Annotated in this window: 20 protein-coding genes; 9 read left to right on the top strand and 11 right to left on the bottom strand. The window is 70.2% G+C overall.

Going from position 1 to position 16,017, the window contains the following annotated elements; translation table 11 throughout:
- Window positions 1-20 precede the first annotated feature (20 nt).
- The 4 genes from GM656_RS04220 to GM656_RS04205 form a co-directional block, all read right to left on the bottom strand.
- Window positions 21-338: a DUF5783 family protein gene (locus GM656_RS04220; RefSeq protein WP_162412395.1), complete on the bottom strand. Its 318-nt coding sequence runs from the start codon at window positions 336-338 to the stop codon at window positions 21-23.
- 41 nt (window positions 339-379) lie between these two features.
- Window positions 380-613, bottom strand: a complete 234-nt coding sequence (locus GM656_RS04215) for a hypothetical protein (protein WP_162412394.1) — start codon at window positions 611-613, stop codon at window positions 380-382.
- Window positions 614-717: 104 nt separating this feature from the next.
- Window positions 718-2,181 (bottom strand): single-stranded-DNA-specific exonuclease RecJ, encoded by a 1,464-nt coding sequence (locus tag GM656_RS04210; protein WP_162412393.1) that lies wholly within the window; start codon window positions 2,179-2,181, stop codon window positions 718-720.
- An 88-nt stretch (window positions 2,182-2,269) separates the two neighbouring features.
- Window positions 2,270-2,836: a hypothetical protein gene (locus tag GM656_RS04205; RefSeq protein ID WP_162412392.1), complete on the bottom strand. Its 567-nt coding sequence runs from the start codon at window positions 2,834-2,836 to the stop codon at window positions 2,270-2,272.
- 195 nt (window positions 2,837-3,031) lie between these two features.
- On the opposite strand from GM656_RS04205, the gene GM656_RS04200 reads away from it, so the two are divergent.
- A complete protein-coding gene (locus tag GM656_RS04200) occupies window positions 3,032-3,757 on the top strand; it encodes a PspA/IM30 family protein (protein WP_162412391.1) in 726 nt (241 codons plus the stop codon).
- A 5-nt stretch (window positions 3,758-3,762) separates the two neighbouring features.
- Here GM656_RS04200 and GM656_RS04195 read toward each other — a convergent pair whose 3' ends face one another.
- From GM656_RS04195 to GM656_RS04170, 6 genes are all read right to left on the bottom strand, one after another.
- Entirely contained in the window at window positions 3,763-4,959 is a 1,197-nt protein-coding gene (locus GM656_RS04195; RefSeq protein WP_162412390.1) for an MFS transporter, read from the bottom strand.
- Window positions 4,956-5,726 (bottom strand): uroporphyrinogen-III synthase, encoded by a 771-nt coding sequence (locus tag GM656_RS04190; protein WP_162412389.1) that lies wholly within the window; start codon window positions 5,724-5,726, stop codon window positions 4,956-4,958. Before GM656_RS04190 ends, GM656_RS04195 begins: the two co-directional genes overlap by 4 nt.
- A complete protein-coding gene (gene cobA / locus GM656_RS04185; protein ID WP_162412388.1) occupies window positions 5,726-6,481 on the bottom strand; it encodes a uroporphyrinogen-III C-methyltransferase in 756 nt (251 codons plus the stop codon). Before cobA ends, GM656_RS04190 begins: the two co-directional genes overlap by 1 nt.
- Complete coding sequence (hemC, locus tag GM656_RS04180) at window positions 6,478-7,650, bottom strand: hydroxymethylbilane synthase (protein ID WP_162412387.1); 1,173 nt, start codon at window positions 7,648-7,650, stop codon at window positions 6,478-6,480. Before hemC ends, cobA begins: the two co-directional genes overlap by 4 nt.
- A gap of 60 nt (window positions 7,651-7,710) precedes the next feature.
- Window positions 7,711-8,256, bottom strand: a complete 546-nt coding sequence (locus tag GM656_RS04175) for a CDP-2,3-bis-(O-geranylgeranyl)-sn-glycerol synthase (protein WP_162412386.1) — start codon at window positions 8,254-8,256, stop codon at window positions 7,711-7,713.
- A gap of 158 nt (window positions 8,257-8,414) precedes the next feature.
- Window positions 8,415-8,786: a NifU family protein gene (locus GM656_RS04170; protein WP_162412385.1), complete on the bottom strand. Its 372-nt coding sequence runs from the start codon at window positions 8,784-8,786 to the stop codon at window positions 8,415-8,417.
- A gap of 147 nt (window positions 8,787-8,933) precedes the next feature.
- Here GM656_RS04170 and GM656_RS04165 point away from each other — a divergent pair, with 147 nt between their 5' ends.
- Window positions 8,934-9,455 (top strand): helix-turn-helix domain-containing protein, encoded by a 522-nt coding sequence (locus GM656_RS04165; protein WP_162412384.1) that lies wholly within the window; start codon window positions 8,934-8,936, stop codon window positions 9,453-9,455.
- 3 nt (window positions 9,456-9,458) lie between these two features.
- Here GM656_RS04165 and GM656_RS04160 read toward each other — a convergent pair whose 3' ends face one another.
- Window positions 9,459-9,932, bottom strand: coding sequence for a DUF6789 family protein (locus GM656_RS04160; RefSeq protein WP_162412383.1), 474 nt, complete (start codon window positions 9,930-9,932; stop codon window positions 9,459-9,461).
- A 145-nt stretch (window positions 9,933-10,077) separates the two neighbouring features.
- On the opposite strand from GM656_RS04160, the gene GM656_RS04155 reads away from it, so the two are divergent.
- From GM656_RS04155 to GM656_RS04130, 7 genes are all read left to right on the top strand, one after another.
- The gene (locus tag GM656_RS04155; RefSeq protein ID WP_162412382.1) at window positions 10,078-10,650 is read left to right on the top strand and encodes a peroxidase-related enzyme; all 573 of its coding nucleotides are present in this window, start codon (window positions 10,078-10,080) and stop codon (window positions 10,648-10,650) included.
- Between the two features lie 318 nt (window positions 10,651-10,968).
- On the top strand, window positions 10,969-11,106 hold the full coding sequence (locus tag GM656_RS19005) for a hypothetical protein (RefSeq protein WP_174242929.1): 138 nt from the start codon (window positions 10,969-10,971) through the stop codon (window positions 11,104-11,106).
- 74 nt (window positions 11,107-11,180) lie between these two features.
- A complete protein-coding gene (gene twy1, locus GM656_RS04150) occupies window positions 11,181-12,161 on the top strand; it encodes a 4-demethylwyosine synthase TYW1 (RefSeq protein WP_162412381.1) in 981 nt (326 codons plus the stop codon).
- A gap of 269 nt (window positions 12,162-12,430) precedes the next feature.
- Window positions 12,431-13,129, top strand: coding sequence for a DUF120 domain-containing protein (locus GM656_RS04145; RefSeq protein ID WP_162412380.1), 699 nt, complete (start codon window positions 12,431-12,433; stop codon window positions 13,127-13,129).
- Window positions 13,116-13,790 (top strand): 3,4-dihydroxy-2-butanone-4-phosphate synthase, encoded by a 675-nt coding sequence (ribB, locus tag GM656_RS04140; RefSeq protein WP_162412379.1) that lies wholly within the window; start codon window positions 13,116-13,118, stop codon window positions 13,788-13,790. Before GM656_RS04145 ends, ribB begins: the two co-directional genes overlap by 14 nt.
- A gap of 81 nt (window positions 13,791-13,871) precedes the next feature.
- Window positions 13,872-14,837: a lamin tail domain-containing protein gene (locus GM656_RS04135; RefSeq protein WP_162412378.1), complete on the top strand. Its 966-nt coding sequence runs from the start codon at window positions 13,872-13,874 to the stop codon at window positions 14,835-14,837.
- 37 nt (window positions 14,838-14,874) lie between these two features.
- Window positions 14,875-15,930, top strand: coding sequence for a molybdopterin-dependent oxidoreductase (locus GM656_RS04130; RefSeq protein ID WP_162412551.1), 1,056 nt, complete (start codon window positions 14,875-14,877; stop codon window positions 15,928-15,930).
- Window positions 15,931-16,017 lie beyond the last annotated feature (87 nt).

Raw genomic sequence — 16,017 nt, 5'->3', positions numbered from 1 at the left:
CCGATCGCGTCGTCGGCCGCTCAGTCGTCCAGTCCGAAGACGCGGCGCAGTTCGGCCTCGATCTCCTCGACGTACGTCGAGAGCACCGCGTCGAGCTTCTCGTCGTCGACGATGATCGCCGTCAGGCGGTCCGTGGGGTTCTCGGGCAGTTCGACGGTGAACTCGCCGTCCTCGTAGAAGGGCTCGGACTCGTTGAGGATCTGCTGGTCGATGGCGTGGACCAGTTCCGAGTCGTAGGTATCGTTCATCCGCTCGAAGGCGTTCTTGTACGCCTTCTGTAGCTCCGGGAAGTAGTTCGCGTACTTGTCCTCGAACTTCTCGGGATCGAACTCCGTCATTGCCCGGACGGTCGATGGCCGGGAATAAAGATGGCCCGATACTAGCGCTGCATGGTCCGGGCGTCCTTCTGCGGGAGGTACACCGTGAGGTACGCGACGAAGCAGATGCCGAAGACGCCTCCGAGGACGAGGTACACCCGGACGTCGAGGCCCGCGACGATGGCCAGTATCTCTTCGAGCGTGGCCCGCGGGCTCGCGAAGCCGAACGTCTCGGTGTAGGCCAGTATCCCCGCGAGGGCGACCAGTGCGATGTCGAACAGGCCCCGAGAGTCCATCTGGTGGGTATCGGAGAACGACACGTATAATATTATTGCTGATACTCGGCGACAGTGAGATCGCCGCCCGCTCTCACCGAGCGATGCGTTTCACGCCGGCCCTGCTACGACAACTGGTCGCTGATAATCTCGTCGGCGGCCTCGACGAAGGCGTCCTCCTCGCCTGCGGGCACGGTCGCGCCCGCCGCGATGTCGTGGCCGCCGCCGTCGCCGCCGACCGATTGGGCGGCCTCGCGCATCACGGCCGAGAGGTCGACGCCGCGGCCGACGAGCGGCCCCGTCGCGCGCGCGGACACCTTCGTCTCCGCGTCGTCCTTGCTGGCGAAGGCGATGATGGGCTTCTCGGAGTCGACGCCGTCGGTGCCGAGGGCCATCCCGGCGACGATGCCGACGATGGTCTCCCGGACGGCGTCGCCGGCGTCGAACCACTGGACGGCCCCGGCCTGCGTGACGCCGCGTTCTTTCACGAGCGTCAGCCCCTCCGAGAGATTGCGGCGGTGGTTCGCGAGCAGTCTCCGGGCGCGTTCCAGGGGGGCGTCGCGCTCGCCGAGACACACCGCCAGCCCCACGTCAGCTCGCTCGTACCGAGCGGTGGCGTTCAGCAGCGTCGAGAACTCACTGGCGTCGCGCAATTCCGTCCCGCTGGGTTCGGCCGGCAGCGTGTAGGTCGTCCCGACGAGCGTCTCGATCTTGTCCGCCGGGACGCCGCGCTCGACCGCCCGACGGACCAGCGCGCTCGCGACGGTCTGGCGCTCGTCGTCGGCGAGGTCGGCCCACGTCCGCCACTCGCCGTCGGCCTTCAGATCGAGGCCGAGGCCCTCGAGGAAGCGCGTCGCGCCGGCCTCGTCGTTGGAGATGCCGGGGATCGGGACCTCCGTCGCGTACTCGAGCAGCTTCGGGAGCGGGCGGGTCTGCTTGCCGTACAGCGAGAGGTCGGTGCCCTCCTCGACGACGCCGGCGTCGACCCCCTCCTCGACCAGTCCGGCGTTCGCGCCGACCAGTTCGCCGCCGACGGCCTGCATGTCCCCGACGGCCCCGACGACGGCCAGCGAGGCGAGGTCGCGGTTGTCGGTGTCGCCGTCAGCGAGCGCGCGGGCGAGGACGTACGCCGCGCCGGCACCCGAGAGCTCCGACGCGCCGTCGATGCCCTCCAGCAGTGGATTGAGGTGCGTGTCGAAGTCGGCGTAGCCGTCTGTGTCGACCACGGCGTCCGGGTGGCAGTCCGCGGGGTCCGAGGGCTGGTGGTGGTCGGCGATCACGGCCTCGAAGTCGCCCGCGGCGACGTGTTCGGAGATCACGTCGAGCTGGCCCGAGCCGAAGTCGGTGAACAGCACGGTGGCGTACTCGCGGGCCGCGATGCTCGCGATTTCAGTCGCGTCCAGTTGCTTCTTGAACACCGTCTCGACTGGAATGTCGGCCCGCGACAGCGCCGTCGTGGCGACGGCGGCGCTGGTCAGCCCGTCGGCGTCGATGTGGGACGCGAGCAGGACGCGGTCGGCCGCTCGGAGGCGGTCGGCGCACGCCGTCGCGCGAGCGGCGAGTGCGGGGACCGGGCCGGTCGTAGTCATCGTACCGGGGTAGGTGCGCCCCGGGATAAAAACGTTCAGACGCGGCGCGGTCGCGGCGTCGCCCCCTCGATAGCGATGGACGGCCCGCTCACCCGACGTTGCGCCGGTCGGTGAGCGTGACGGTCCGGTCGGCCGTCGTCACGGTGGTCTGGACGGTTATCCAGCCGCCGGCTCGCTGGATGGCGAAGCCGTCGCGGTACGACAGTTCGACGCGGCGCGTCGCGGTGTAGGCGTCGCCGCCGTCGAGCGTTCCCACGGGTTCGGTCCCCGACCAGACCGGTTCGCCGCCGGTGTCGTTCCCGGCGTAGATGCGCGTCGAGACCGTGACGTTCGTCGCCGTCCGGTCCTGGCGGTTCGTCAGCGTGGAGGTCACGTCGCGGCAGGTCCGCCCGCAGGACTCGATGGCGTCGATGGCGAACACGAACGGTGGCACACGCTCCGTCCCGCGCTCGGTCGCCGAGGGCTGTTGTGCGCCACCCCCCGTTCTCTCGTCTCCGGCGGCCGTGTCAGGCTCTGCTGTCGGCGTCTCGGTCGGGAGCGGCGACACCGGGTCTCCGCCGTCGGGGAGCGGGCCGACGCCGGCGACGAACGCTAGGACGCCGCCGGCGAACACCAGGGCGCAGACGCCGCTGACCGCGAGCAGCTTCTCGTTCATTGGTTGCCCGTCCGGCCCGACCCCATATCAAGCGGGCAGACGTTGGACGCGAGTTTCGCTCACTTCGCCCGATTAACCACGTGTTAAGCCGGGACGACACCTCGCTCTTATAATGGTGTCAGCCGTACGACTGGATATGTCTTCGTTCGCCACCACAGCGCGTCCGCTTCGAGTGCCCGTCCGGGCGGGGCAACGATGAGTCTGTTCGGCCGGTTCCTGTTCCTCGTCAGGTCGAAGCTCAACGCCCTGCTGAACCGGGCGTCCGACCCGTCGGCGGAACTGGACTACTCATACGAGCAACTGCGGGACGAACTCCAGGACGTGACCCGCGGCATCGCCGACGTGACGACCCAGAAGAAACGGCTGGAGATCCATCGCCGCCGCCTGCGCGAGAACGTCGAGAAACACGACGCTCAGGCCCGCTCTGCGCTCCAGCAGGGCCGCGAAGACCTCGCGCGCCGAGCCCTCGAGAAGAAGCAGGTCAACGTCGGACAGATATCGGAGCTGACGGCGCAGATCGACGACTTGCAGGCGACCCAGGACCGACTGGTCGGCAAGCGCGCCGAGCTCAGCAGCCAGATCGAGCGGTTCCGCACCAAGAAGGAGACGATGAAGGCCCGATACGAGGCTGCAGAGGCGTCGGCGCGCGTCTCCGAGGCGTTCACCGGGGCCGGGGACACGATGGCCGACGTGCACCGCTCCATCGAGCGAGCGACCGAGCGCACGGAGCGCATGGAGGCCCGCGCGGCCGCCCTCGAAGAACTGGAGGAGAGCGGCGACCTCGAATCGGTGCTGGACGAGGGCGACTCCATCGACCGCGAACTCGACCGCCTCTCCAGCGAGCGGGCCGTCGACAACGAACTGGCGACGCTCCGCGCCGAGGTCGAGGGGTCACGCGAGCGCGCAGAAGCCTCGGAGTAGCCCGTTCAGGCGGTCTCGCGGCGCGCGACGACGAGCGAGGCGACGCCGGCGGCGGCGACGGCCGCGAGCAGGAGCCACCCGGCCCGGTACGAACTCGCGTCGGCGAGCCAGCCGAACGCGGGCGGCGCGAGGAGCGCACCGGCGTTGAGCGCCGTCTGCCCGCCGGCGGTGGCCGCCCCGACCTCCTCGGTCGGGACCAGCGCGGTCATGCAGGCGTAGTACAGCCCCGTGAAGCCGAGCACCGTCGCGCCGACGCCGACCAGCAGCGCAATCGCGACCGGCTTCGAGAGCGCTGGTATCGCGAGCGCGGCCAGCAGGAGGACGCCGAGGGCGGCCTGTCCCAGTAGCACCGAGGCGTTCGCCAGCGCCTCGCCTTCCTCGCGCCGGTCGGCGAGCCAGCCGGCGACGACCCGGCCGGCGCTTCCGGAGACCTGCATCGCCGCGAAGCCGAGGCCGGCGACGGCGACCGAGACGCGGACGGCGTCGGTCAGGTACAGCGTCGCGTAGCCCACGGTCGTGAACAGCGCCGCGCCGAGGCAGAATCCCGCCGCCGCCAGCGCGACGTAGGCCCGGTTCCCAGCGAGCGCGCGGACGTCGGGGAGCCGCCACTGGCCGCCGGGCGCGCCGCGGTACCCGACGGCGAAGGCGACGGCGACGAGGGCGGCGACGCCGCCGGCCACCAGGAAGCCGAGGTTCCACGCGCCGACGGAGGGCGCGAGGCTGACCACCAGCACCGCCGCGACGCCGCTGCCGCCGGTGACGCCGACCTGCTTGATACCCATCGCGCGGCCGCGGACGGCCGACGGGACGCTCGTCACGATGGCGCGGTTCGTCGCGGGCATCGCAGTCGCGTACGCCGCGCCGAGCAGGCAGGCCGCGGCCAGTAGCGTGAGAAACGAGTCCGAGAGCGCGACCGCGCCGACGCCGGCGGCCAGCGCGAGCAGGCCGCCGACCAGCACGGGCTTCTCGCCGGCCCCGTCGACGGCCGCGCCGACGGGGAACAGCGCGACGGTGTAGCCGAGCGTCGCGGCGGTGACCACGATCCCGACCTGGAACCGCGAGATACCGATCGCGTCACGCAGGAGTGCGGTACCGGCGAACAGCGCGTAGAAGCAGGTACTCGCGACGACCTGCCAGCCGGTCACGAGCCCGAGCTGGCGAGTCGTCGCCGACCCCCGACCCGACGCCTCTCGCCCCGTCACTCGCGGTGGGTCGGGGCCGCCGCCTCGACGACCTCGCAGGCCAATTCCTCGAAGTCGGCTCGCTCCGGGACCACGTCGACGACGATCCCGAGTCCCTCGGCCGTCTCGCGCGTCGGCTCACCGATCGCGCCGACGGTCGCCTCGTTCAGGCCCGAAACCGCCTCGTCCCGGACGCCGCGTTCGGCGGCCGCGTCGAGGAAGTGCTCGACCGTCAGCGAGGAAGTGAACAGCGCCGCGTCGAGGTCGCCGGCGGCCGCCAGGTCGGCCGACTCGCCAGAGCCGTCGGGCCGCACGAGGCGGTAGAGGACCGTCTCGTGAACGTACGCGCCGGCCGCTTCGAGCCCGTCGGTCAGCACCGCCGAGCCGTGGTCCGAACGGGCGACCTCGACGCGTGCGCCGGCCACCTCGTCGTCGAGCGCCGCGACCAGCCCCGTCGAGGAGTACTCCTCGGGGACCACGTCGACGGCGTAGCCGGCCTCGCGGAGCGCATCGGCCGTCGGCTCGCCGATGGCGCACACCGTGGCCGCGCCGGGCTCCCAGCCCACGTCCGCGGCGAGTTCGACGCCGGTCTTGCTCGTCAGGACGACGAAGTCGGCGTCGGTCCGTGGCGCGACCGGCTCGCCGCCGTCGTCGGTGGCCGGCTCGATTGCCAGCATCGGGTCGGGAACCGGGTCGGCGCCGAGCGATTCGAGGAGTTCGACGGCGTCGGCCAGTCGCTCGTCGTCGGGGCGGAACGCGGCCACGCGGAGGCGCGGTTCCTCGCGCATCAGTACCCCTCCAGGAACTCGACCACCCGCTCGCGCTCGCCGGCCACGTCGCCGATGACGGTGATGGCCGGCGGCTCGATCTCTTCCTCGTCCCGGACCGAGACGATGGTGTCGAGCGTCCCGGTCGCCACGCGCTGGTCGGGCCGGGTGGCGCGCTCGACGAGGGCGACGGGCGTCTCGGGGTCCATCCCCGCCTCGCGCAGCGCCTCGGTGTACTGGGGCAGTTTGCCGACGCCCATCAGGACGACGAGCGTGCCGCCGGTCGCGGCCAGCGCGTCCCAGTCGACCGCCGACTCGTCTTTCGTCGGGTCCTCGTGGCCCGTGACGAACGAGACCGACGAGGCGTGGTCGCGGTGCGTGACCGGGATGCCGGCGGCCTGGGGCCCGGCGATGGCGCTCGTGATTCCTGGAACGATCTCGACGGGGATCTCGTTCTCCGCGAGGTGCGCCAGTTCCTCCCCGCCGCGGCCGAACACCGTCGGGTCGCCGCCCTTCAGGCGGACGACGGTCTTTCCTTCCTCCGCGAGTTCGACCATGCGCGCGTTGGTGTACTCCTGTGGCGTCCACTCGCCGCCGGCGCGCTTGCCCACGTCCTCCCGTTTCTCCTCGGGGATCGCGCCGAGAATCTCCGGGCCGGGGAGCTTGTCGTGGAGCACCACGTCGGCCTCCTCCAGCAGGCGCTTGGCCTTGACCGTCAGCAGGTCGGGGTCGCCCGGTCCGGAGCCGACGAGGTACACCTTCCCCGTCTCGGTCATGCGTCGTCTTCCTCCCGGGCGGTCGCGGCGTCGTCGTCAGCGCCACCGGTCTCCCGTTTCGCCTCGGCGATGAGGTCGTCGGCCCCTCGGTCGGCGAGTTCCGCGGCGAGGTCCTGGGCCGCCGAGATGTGGCGCTCGGCGGGGAGGTCGCGGGCGACCGAGACCTCCTCGTCACCGTCGCGCGAGAGGACCCGGACGCGCGTGTGAACGACGCCGCCTTCGAGCGTGGCGTGGACGCCGATGGGGGCGACGCAGCCGCCGCCCAACTCTTCGAGAATCGTCCGCTCGACGGTGGTCTCGACGCGGGTCTGGGGGTCGTCGAGGCGCTCCTTGATGTCGAGGGCGAGGTCGCCGTCGACGGCGGTGATGGCCAGCGCGCCCTGCCCTGGGGCCGGGACGAAGCGGTCGGGGTCGAGGTCGCTCAGCTCGACGTAGCGCGTGAGGTCGGCGCGGTAGAGGCCGGCCTTCGCCAGCACGATTGCGTCGTACTCCACGTCGAGGTCGCGCCCCATCGAGCGCCGCTCCAGTTCCGTGAGGTCGTCGAACCACTCCTCGACCGTGCGGTCGTAGGGGTGGTCCTCGCTATCGGCGTCTGTCTCGTCCGCTTCGTCAACGTCGCCGCCCGCCTCGCCCTTGCGCTCTTGCTCGGCCTCGTGGCGCTCCTGGTGTTCGCGCTGGAGCGACGGGGCGAGCAGCTTCTCGATTCGCGTGTCGACGTTGCCCCGCAGCGGTTCCACGGTCAGGTCGGACCGCTCGGCGAGCAACTGGGCCCGTCGACGCAGGCTCGACGTGCCGACGGTCGCGCCCTCCGGAAGCTCGTCCAGCGAGCGGCCGTCGGGTGTCACCAGCACGTCCTCGGCCGGCGCTCGCTCGGGCACGCCGGCGACGACGAGGCGGTCGGGACGCTCGGTCGGCATGTCCTTCATCGAGTGGACCGCCGCGTCGAGGTCGCCGTCCAGCACCTTCTCGTCGAGGCTCCGGACGAACGCGCCGGTCTTGCCCAGCCGGTGAATGAGCTCGTCCCGGATCTGGTCGCCCGTCGTCTCCACCTCGACGAGCTCGACCGAGAGCCGGCGGCTCGACAGCGCGTCCCGGACCGTCTCCGCCTGCCGCAACGCGAGGTCCGACCCCCGCGTCGCCAGTCGCAGCGTCTCCCCGCGTGTAGTCATACTCGACACTCCTCGGTCAGCGCGTAAAAACGCACTTCTTCGTCGGTTCGCCGCCCTCGCTCACCACGGCTCGTTCTTCAGGCCGAGGAGGTACGCGACGGCGTTGGTCACGACGTGGAGCACCGGCGTCGCCACGAGGACGACGACGAGCACGGGGAGGGTGAACGTCTCGCCGAACCACGACGGCGCGGCGACGAACGCACAGGCGAGCGCGCCGACGACGAAGTCGAGCTGGTCCAGCCCGGGGAACGCCGCTCCGCGCTCTCGGCCCGACCGGCGCTTCAGGAAGGAGGCTCCGATGTCTCCGAGCATCGCACCGAGGGCCAGCCCGAGGCCGGCCAGCAGCGGAAACGTCGGCAGGGCGTATCCGACGGCGGCGCTCACGCCCGGCGACAGCGCGTTGAGGAGGAGCGCCAGCGCCGTTCCGGCGAGCGTCCCGGCCGCGGTTCCGCGCCAGGTCTTGCCGTCGCCGAGGAGGCGGCTGTCGCCCCACACCCGGCCGCCGTCGATGGGTCTCCCCCCGCCCGCGAGGACCGCAGCGTTGTTCGGAACGTACGCCGGCAACATCGCCCACAGCGCCCACACGACGGTCCCAACAGTCTCCATGTTCGCGGCGACTGTCCCCGTGGTCTTAATCGGTGTGGCTCGGCGCGGGCGTCACGCCGGGGGTCCCACGTGGTCCGGCAAAAAGGCGACCCGCCACGCGGCGGCCGGCGAGCCGACGGCTCCGAGCCGTCGCGTCGAAAAAACTGCGAGTGCTGACCTCAGAAGGGCGCTTCGGGACCCTCGTCGTCGCCGCCGACGTCGCCGCCGCGGGACTCGCCGGGGAACGACGGGCTCATGCCGCCGCTGCCGCCGGCCATGCCCTCCTGCTGATCCATCCCGGTGCGCGCGGTGACTTCCTCGATCTCCGGGATCTCCTTGGTCATGCGCGTCTTGATCGCCTGAATCGTCATCGGGGAGATGCCACAGCCGGAACAGGCGCCGCCGAGTCGGATGGTGACGCTGCCCGTCTCGCGGTCGATCTCCTCGATGGCGGCGCTCCCGCCGTGCATCTGGATCTGCGGGAAGTTCCGGCGCAGGAAGTTCGTGATGCGCTCGCGCAGGTCGTCCCCGTCCTCTGTCTCGGTGCTCATAGTGAGTGGTATTCGGTCCCGGGAGGGCTTAGACCTTTGGACTGACCCGTTCGCCTGGCGGCCCTCGCAGCCGTCGTCGACCGTCGGCTGAAGGGGTTACCTCGACCATACCTGACACTTCTACCGGCGCGGCTGCTACCGGACCGTATGTCAGACGCCCGTGACCAGATGCGTCCGTTCGAGTGTGAGAACTGCGACGGCGTGGCGCTCGCGAACGAGCCGCCGCGCTGCTGTGGCGAGGCGATGACGCCCGTCGAGCCGACCGGCGCGGTCACCGAACCGTCGCTGGAGGCGCTCACGCGTACGGTCTTCGAGATGTCCGGGTCCGAACTCGAAATCTGCCTCTGTGTCATGGAGGGCGGCGAGCTCACCGTGGCGGAGCTGGCGGAGCAGATCGAGTACGACCGGAGCGTGGTCGCGCGCCACCTCAATCACCTCGCCGATCTCGGCGTCGTCGAGAAGCGGCGACGGATCCGGCCCGCGGGCGGACACGTGTACGTCTACACGCCGCGGGACCCCGAGACCGTCCGAGCGCGCCTTCGCGAGGCGTTCCTGTCCTGGGTCAATCTGGCAGCCGGTCAGCTCGACGAGCTCGGACGGGAGAAAGTGGAGGCGATCGCCGAGTCCGAGACCGGCGAGCGCCGGTGGCGGGTGTTCCAGGAGCCGTAGCGCTCAGAGCCGGTCGGCGGTCAGCGCGTACACGCCGCCGAGGACGACGCCGAAGACGACGTGCCACAGCAGCGACGGCGGCGCGAAGTTCGGGAACGGGGGCGACGCGGGCGAGCCGACGGCCCCGAGCCAGACCGGCATCACCAGTGCCGCGAACACCGCCCAGGTGGCGATCCCCCAGCCGATACCGAGCCCGAGGAGCGTGCCGGGCGAGTCCGCGTTCGCCAGGCGGGCCAGCCCGGCGAAGACGACGCCGAACACCGCGCCGTGGGCGAGGTGCACCGCGAGCCCGGCGGCCGGGTTCGGTGGCGGCGCGAGCGCGTACAGCGAGGGAATCGCGACCGCGAGCGTCGGCGGATTCATCGCGAGCATCAGCGCGCCCATGACGGCGCTGCCCGCGACGCCGCCGAGGACGCCTGCTTTCCAGTTGCCGGTACCGAGGTCGTAGGATCGGGTCGTTTCGGTCGTGGTGGACATGCGGCTGAATCCTCGCCGGGCGGGCGAAAAGAGCCGGCGAGGGTGTTCGGGGCGGGGCCACGTCCCCGTAAGAGCTATGTGCGGGTCGCCATCCGAACGGGGGTCGAGCGGCAAGTTTCAAGCCCGATCCGACCGCATCGGTGGTATGGCAGATGATGGCACGGTGATGGGTCGGTTTGAGACGCCCGACGTCGAGGGCCTCCCGGAGGACCTGCGAGACCGTATCGAAGAGGAGACAGACCGCGCGGGGTTCACGCCGAACATCTTCCCGGCGCTGGCGTATCGGCCGTCGCACTTCCGGGCCTTTTTCGCGTACCACGATGCGCTGGTCGAGGAGACGGAACTGGAACGCGAGGAGGTCGAACTGATAATCGTGGCGGTCAGCGGCGTCAACGACTGCCTCTACTGCGTCGTCGCCCACGGCGCGCTGCTTCGCATCTACGCCGACGCGCCGAAACTGGCCGAGCAGGTCGCCACCAATCACCGGACAGCCGACATCAACGAGACCCACGAGGCCATGCTCGACTTCGCCGTGAAACTCACCGAGTCACCGGAACGCATCGGGCGGCGGGACTTCGAACGCCTCGAAGAACGCGGCTATAGCCGGCGCGCAATCTGGGACGTCGGCAGCGTCGCCGCGTTCTTCAACCTCTCGAACCGCCTGGCGCACCTGGCCGACATCCGGCCGAACGAGGAGTTCTACGACCTGGGTCGCTGAGGTTCCGTTACGACGACTCGACGGGTCGGGCCGCGTCGCTCCCGCAGTCGGGGCAGATCAGGTCGTCCTCGCCGGTCGCCCGCTGGGCGAACTCCGTCCGGCAGTCGCGACAGCGGTATCGGTAATGCCTCCCTTCCGATCCGAAGAGACCGGATACTGTGCTAATTATCCCCATACTAAAACTCTCGTCTCCACGCCCGAAAATTTTCCGGCTCAGCGACAGCTTGGCGGCCGATCTAATACATATAGCGTCGCTTTCGGAGGTCACCTATTCATCTAGCAGTTTCGGTCTTGCCCGTCTAGGGCTTCCCTTCGTGCATGGACAAAACGCTCTATCTGATGCAGAAGGACAGCGAAACGCGGATCGAAGTCGACGCGGACGGGTACGACCGGATCATGGAGAACGGGATGGTCGTCGGACACCACATGAGTAACCCAATCGTCAAACTGACGTAATCGAGTCGCTGTACGCGGTCGACAGGCCGTCGACATCCGGGAGTTTTTGCCGCTGGATGCAGAACCCGTTCCCAATGAGCGACGCCGACGGCGGTCCCAAGCAGGTGTCGGACCCGGCCTACCACAGCGAGAACCACACGGCGGCCCAGACCTGCGGCTGGACGAAGAACGCGCTGCGCGGCGAGGGCAAGTGTTACAAGTACATCTTCTACGGCATCGAGTCCCACCGCTGCATCCAGATGACGCCGGTCGTCAAGTGCAACGAGCGCTGCGTGTTCTGCTGGCGCGACCACGCCGGCCACGCCTACGAACTCGGCGACGTGGAGTGGGACGACCCCGCGGCGGTCGCCGACGCCTCCGTGAAACTCCAGCGCAAACTGCTGTCGGGTTTCGGTGGCAACGACGAAGTGCCTCGCGAGGTGTTCGACGAGGCGATGGAGCCCCGCCACGTCGCCATCTCGCTCGACGGCGAGCCGACGCTGTACCCCTACCTCCCGGAGCTCATCGAGGAGTTCCACGACCGCGACATCACCACGTTCCTCGTCTCGAACGGGACGAACACGGAGATGCTGGAACGGTGTGACCCCACGCAGCTGTACGTCTCCGTCGACGCCGCCGACCGCAAGACGTTCGACTCGACCGTGAAGGCAGTCGAGGACGACGCCTGGGACTCGCTTGTGGACACGCTGGACGTGCTCGCCGAGAAAGACGACACCCGAACGGTCATCCGAACGACGCTCGTGAAGGGCCACAACATGCACCACCCCGAGTGGTACGCGGCGATGTGCGACCGGGCCGACGCCGACTTCGTCGAGATGAAGGCGTACATGCACGTCGGCCACTCGCGGGGCCGCCTCGACCGGGACTCCATGCCCGAGCACGGCGAGGTCAGGGCGTTCACCGAGGAACTGGGCGAGTACCTGCCCGACCACGACGTGCTCAAGGAGGTCGAGGAGTCGCGCGTGGCGGTGCTCGCCCGCGAGAAGCAGACATGGGTCCCGAAACTGGAGAAGTCGAGCGAGTTCTGGGAGCGGGACGCGGTGGCGGAGTACTGAGGCATTTTTCGCCCACGTTTTTGCGCGAGGGTGTGCGAGCGATGCGAGCACATCCGACGCGGAAAAAGGTGGTCTCGGGAGCGCGACGCGGTGGCGGAGTACTGAGGCGATACCGCTTCGAATCCGTTCGGCACTGGATTCAAACGTTCCCGTCCCCAACGTGGATACAGCGACGCTTTTGCAACGCCGCGTCAGTTGCCAGCCGTTCCATTTTTGGAATGCATCTCATCTTCGGTATGCTTATCCGGCGCGATTCCGTATCCCGGCGTATGGCTGAATCGACGGGACAGGGCGTCGGTCGGGACGAACTGGCGACGCTGAAACTGCTCGCGCTCGACGGCGCGCTCGACGGGCCGACGAAGGTGTCCTGTGCCGACCTCGCGGGTCGGCTGGACGCCTCGAACCAGACCGCCTCGCGGCGCCTCCAGCGACTGGAGGACGCCGGGCTGGTCGATCGGGACATCGTCAGCGACGGGCAGGAGGTCACGCTCACCGGCGACGGCGAGCGCCGCCTCCAGTCGGAGTACGCCGACTACCGGCGCATCTTCGAGTCCGACGCCGGCGTCGACCTGACCGGCATCGTCACGTCCGGGATGGGAGAGGGCAGACACTACATCACGCTCCCGGGTTACATGGAGCAGTTCATCGACCGCCTCGACTACGAGCCGTTCGCGGGCACGCTCAACCTCGAACTCACCGAGGAGAGCGTCCGCAAGCGCGCGCGGATGGGTACCCTAGAGCCGGTCACTATCGAGGGCTGGGAAGACGACGAGCGGACCTACGGGCCCGCGTACTGCTACCCCGCCTCGATTCAGGGCGGCGACGGCGAGTACGAGCCGGCCCACGTCATCGCGCCCGAGCGGACCCACCACGGCGAGGAGCAACTGGAGGTCATCGCGCCGGAGAAGCTCCGCGAGGTGCTGGACCTCGAAGACGGCGACGAGGTGATCGTTCGTGTCTCGGAGTGAGGACGCCGCCGTCGACGCCGACAGCGTGGCCGACGCCGTCGCCGCCTTCGCCCGCGGCGAACCGGTGCTGGTCCACGACGCCGCCGACCGCGAGGGCGAGACGGACCTCGTCTACCCGGCCGGCGCGGTGACGCCGGAAGCCGTCGCACGGATGCGAAACGACGCCGGCGGGCTCGTCTGCGTCGCGCTCTCGGACCGCGTCGCCGGCGCGCTCGGACTGCCGTTCCTGCAGGAGGTGCTCGACCACCCGACGGCGGCCGATCACGACCTCGCGTACGACGAGCGCTCGTCGTTCTCGCTGACGGTGAACCACCGCGACACCTTCACCGGCATCACGGACGAGGACCGCTCGCTGACCATCCGCGAACTGGCCGCCGCCGCGACGGACCCGGACCCCGAGGCCTTCAGCGAGGCGTTCCGGTCCCCGGGGCACGTCCACCTCCTCCGCGCCGCCCCCGACGGCCTGGCCGACCGCGAGGGCCACACCGAACTCGCGCTCGAACTCGCCGACGCGGCCGACCTGCCCGAGGCCGCCGTCGTCTGCGAGATGCTCGACGACGAGACCGGCGCGGCGCTGCCTCCGGCGGCCGCGCGGGCCTACGCCGACCGCGAGGGCCTGGTGTACGTCGAGGGGGCCAGCCTGCTGGAGCGCTTCGCCTGAGTTCCGGGTCGCTCGCGGGCGCCGATTCTCTCCGCCACCGACACCGGCACGCTTGTCACCGTCGACCCCTTCGTTCCGACGATGCGACAGGCCACGGTGTCTCTCGCGCTCGCCGCTCTGCTCGTTCTCGCCGGCTGTAGCGCGCTCTCGGGCGCGCCGTCACAGCCGACCGATGCCGGACTCGGCGGGCAGTCGACGGTCGACGCGCCAGACGCTGCCCTGACGGTGTCGGTCACCGCGGTGGTCGACGGCGACACGATTCGCGTCGCGTACGCGAACGGCACGACTGACACCGTCCGCCTCGTCGGCGTCGACACGCCCGAGGTCCACGTGGAGAACGATCCAGCCGAGTTCGAGGGCGTTCCGGAGACGACGGCCGGCTCGGCCTGTCTCCGCGACGCCGGCGTCGACGCGTCGACGCTCGCCAAACAGCGGCTCCTCGGCGAAACGGTGGGGCTGGCGTTCGACCCCGCGCTCGACCGCCGGGGCTACTACGACCGCCTGCTGGCCTACGTCGTCGTCGGCGAGACGCTGTACAACTACCGCCTCGTCGCCACCGGCCACGCGCGGGTGTACGACAGCGACTTCTCGCGGGCCGAGGCCTTCTACGCCGCCGAGGAGACGGCCCGGACGGAGCGCCACGGGCTCTGGCGCTGTACGGACCCCGATGCGGTGACGGGGACGCCCCTCGCCGACGGCGGGACGGTGACCGCCGCGCCGAACGGCCTCGCGATCACCGACATCCACGCCGACGCTTCGGGGAACGACAACGAGAACCTGAACGGTGAATACGTCACCATCTCGAACACCGGCGAGGAGGCGGTCGACCTGTCGGGCTGGACGGTCGCCGACGAGGCGGGCCACCGCTACGTCTTCGAGAACCTCACGCTCGACTCGGAGGCCGCGGTCACGCTGTACACCGGACAGGGGACCGACACGGCGACCGAGCGCTACTGGGGGCGCTCCGGCGCGGTCTGGAACAACGGCGGCGACACCGTCACCGTCAGGAACGCCGACGGGGACCTCGTCCTGGAGCGCTCGTACTGAGCCGGGAGTATAACCGAGTCGAGTGCCAACGATACTCATGAACTTCGGGCGGCTCTCCCCGAGTCCCCGCGCGGTCGACTGGGGGCTGTTCGCCGCGGTGGCGACGCTGCTCTCGACCGGCGTGGCGACGGCGTTCGCCGGGACGCCCAGCGCCGCGTGGATCATCGACGCACACGCGCTCTCGGGGGTCGTGCTTGTCCTGCTCCTGCCGGTGAAGCTCCGACGGGTGGCCCACCGCGTGGCCCCGTCGCGGCTCACCGGCATCCGCGCGTTCTCGGCCGTCCTCGCGACCGTCGTCCTCGGCGCGCTCGGGACCGGCGTCTGGTGGGTGTTCGGCGGCACGCTGGACCTCGGGCCGTGGGGGCTGTTTCACCTCCACGTCGGCCTGGGACTGTTCGTTCCGCCGCTGCTCCTGTGGCACCTCTGCGACCGCTTTCACTCCCCGGCCAACGCGACGCGCGGCGGGCGACGGGACGTACTCCGGTACGCGGGGCTGGTGACCGCCGGTGCGCTCCTCTGGCGGGTCCAGGGGCCGGTCAACGACGCCATCGAGTCGGCCGGCGCGGACCGGCGCTACACCGGGTCGCGCGAGGAGGGGACCGGCGACGGGAACCGATTTCCGGTCACGAGCTGGGTCGCCGACGACCCGGACCCCGTCGACGCGGCCGACTGGTCGCTGTCGGTCGCCGGCCGCGTCGCTCACGAGCGGGCCTACGACGCCGACCAGCTCGCGCCCGACGCGACCGAGCGGGCGATCCTCGACTGCACGAGCGGCTGGTACTCGGGCCACGAGTGGACCGGCGTCCGCGTGGGCGACCTGCTCGACGCCGCCGACACTGCCGACGAGGCCGCGTGGGTGCAGTTCCGCTCGGTCACGGGCTACCGCTGGAGCCTCCCGCTGGCGGAGGCCCGCGACGCGCTGCTGGCCACGCACGTCGACGGCGAGCGACTGGCCCACGGTCACGGCTACCCGCTCCGCCTCGTCGCGCCCGGCCGCCGCGGCTTCCAGTGGGTCAAGTGGGTCGAGTCGGTCCGCGTCAGCGAGCGCCGCGAGGTCGGCGAGTGGCTCGCGATTTTCGTCAGCGGGCTCTGAGGGGAGCGGTGCGGGACGTTTCACGGCGCCGTTATCCACGGAAAGCGGGGCTTACCGACGAGTGGTGTCAGTGAAGCGACTGCTAAC

It is taken from the genome of Haloarcula salina (assembly GCF_010119195.1).
GTDB classification, from domain to species: domain Archaea; phylum Halobacteriota; class Halobacteria; order Halobacteriales; family Haloarculaceae; genus Haloarcula; species Haloarcula salina.
The sequence above is the reverse complement of the archived record's forward strand: the minus strand, read 5'-3'. Positions and strand labels throughout refer to the sequence as shown.

Coding starts and splice junctions, on each gene's coding strand:
- GM656_RS04220 (WP_162412395.1), bottom strand. CDS start 338: ATGACGGAGTTCGATCCCGAGAAGTTCGAGGACAAGTACGCGAACTAC.
- GM656_RS04215 (WP_162412394.1), bottom strand. CDS start 613: ATGGACTCTCGGGGCCTGTTCGACATCGCACTGGTCGCCCTCGCGGGG.
- GM656_RS04210 (WP_162412393.1), bottom strand. CDS start 2,181: ATGACTACGACCGGCCCGGTCCCCGCACTCGCCGCTCGCGCGACGGCG.
- GM656_RS04205 (WP_162412392.1), bottom strand. CDS start 2,836: ATGAACGAGAAGCTGCTCGCGGTCAGCGGCGTCTGCGCCCTGGTGTTC.
- GM656_RS04200 (WP_162412391.1), top strand. CDS start 3,032: ATGAGTCTGTTCGGCCGGTTCCTGTTCCTCGTCAGGTCGAAGCTCAAC.
- GM656_RS04190 (WP_162412389.1), bottom strand. CDS start 5,726: ATGCGCGAGGAACCGCGCCTCCGCGTGGCCGCGTTCCGCCCCGACGAC.
- cobA (WP_162412388.1), bottom strand. CDS start 6,481: ATGACCGAGACGGGGAAGGTGTACCTCGTCGGCTCCGGACCGGGCGAC.
- hemC (WP_162412387.1), bottom strand. CDS start 7,650: ATGACTACACGCGGGGAGACGCTGCGACTGGCGACGCGGGGGTCGGAC.
- GM656_RS04175 (WP_162412386.1), bottom strand. CDS start 8,256: ATGGAGACTGTTGGGACCGTCGTGTGGGCGCTGTGGGCGATGTTGCCG.
- GM656_RS04170 (WP_162412385.1), bottom strand. CDS start 8,786: ATGAGCACCGAGACAGAGGACGGGGACGACCTGCGCGAGCGCATCACG.
- GM656_RS04165 (WP_162412384.1), top strand. CDS start 8,934: ATGTCAGACGCCCGTGACCAGATGCGTCCGTTCGAGTGTGAGAACTGC.
- GM656_RS04160 (WP_162412383.1), bottom strand. CDS start 9,932: ATGTCCACCACGACCGAAACGACCCGATCCTACGACCTCGGTACCGGC.
- GM656_RS04155 (WP_162412382.1), top strand. CDS start 10,078: ATGGCAGATGATGGCACGGTGATGGGTCGGTTTGAGACGCCCGACGTC.
- GM656_RS19005 (WP_174242929.1), top strand. CDS start 10,969: ATGGACAAAACGCTCTATCTGATGCAGAAGGACAGCGAAACGCGGATC.
- twy1 (WP_162412381.1), top strand. CDS start 11,181: ATGAGCGACGCCGACGGCGGTCCCAAGCAGGTGTCGGACCCGGCCTAC.
- GM656_RS04145 (WP_162412380.1), top strand. CDS start 12,431: ATGGCTGAATCGACGGGACAGGGCGTCGGTCGGGACGAACTGGCGACG.
- GM656_RS04135 (WP_162412378.1), top strand. CDS start 13,872: ATGCGACAGGCCACGGTGTCTCTCGCGCTCGCCGCTCTGCTCGTTCTC.
- GM656_RS04130 (WP_162412551.1), top strand. CDS start 14,875: ATGAACTTCGGGCGGCTCTCCCCGAGTCCCCGCGCGGTCGACTGGGGG.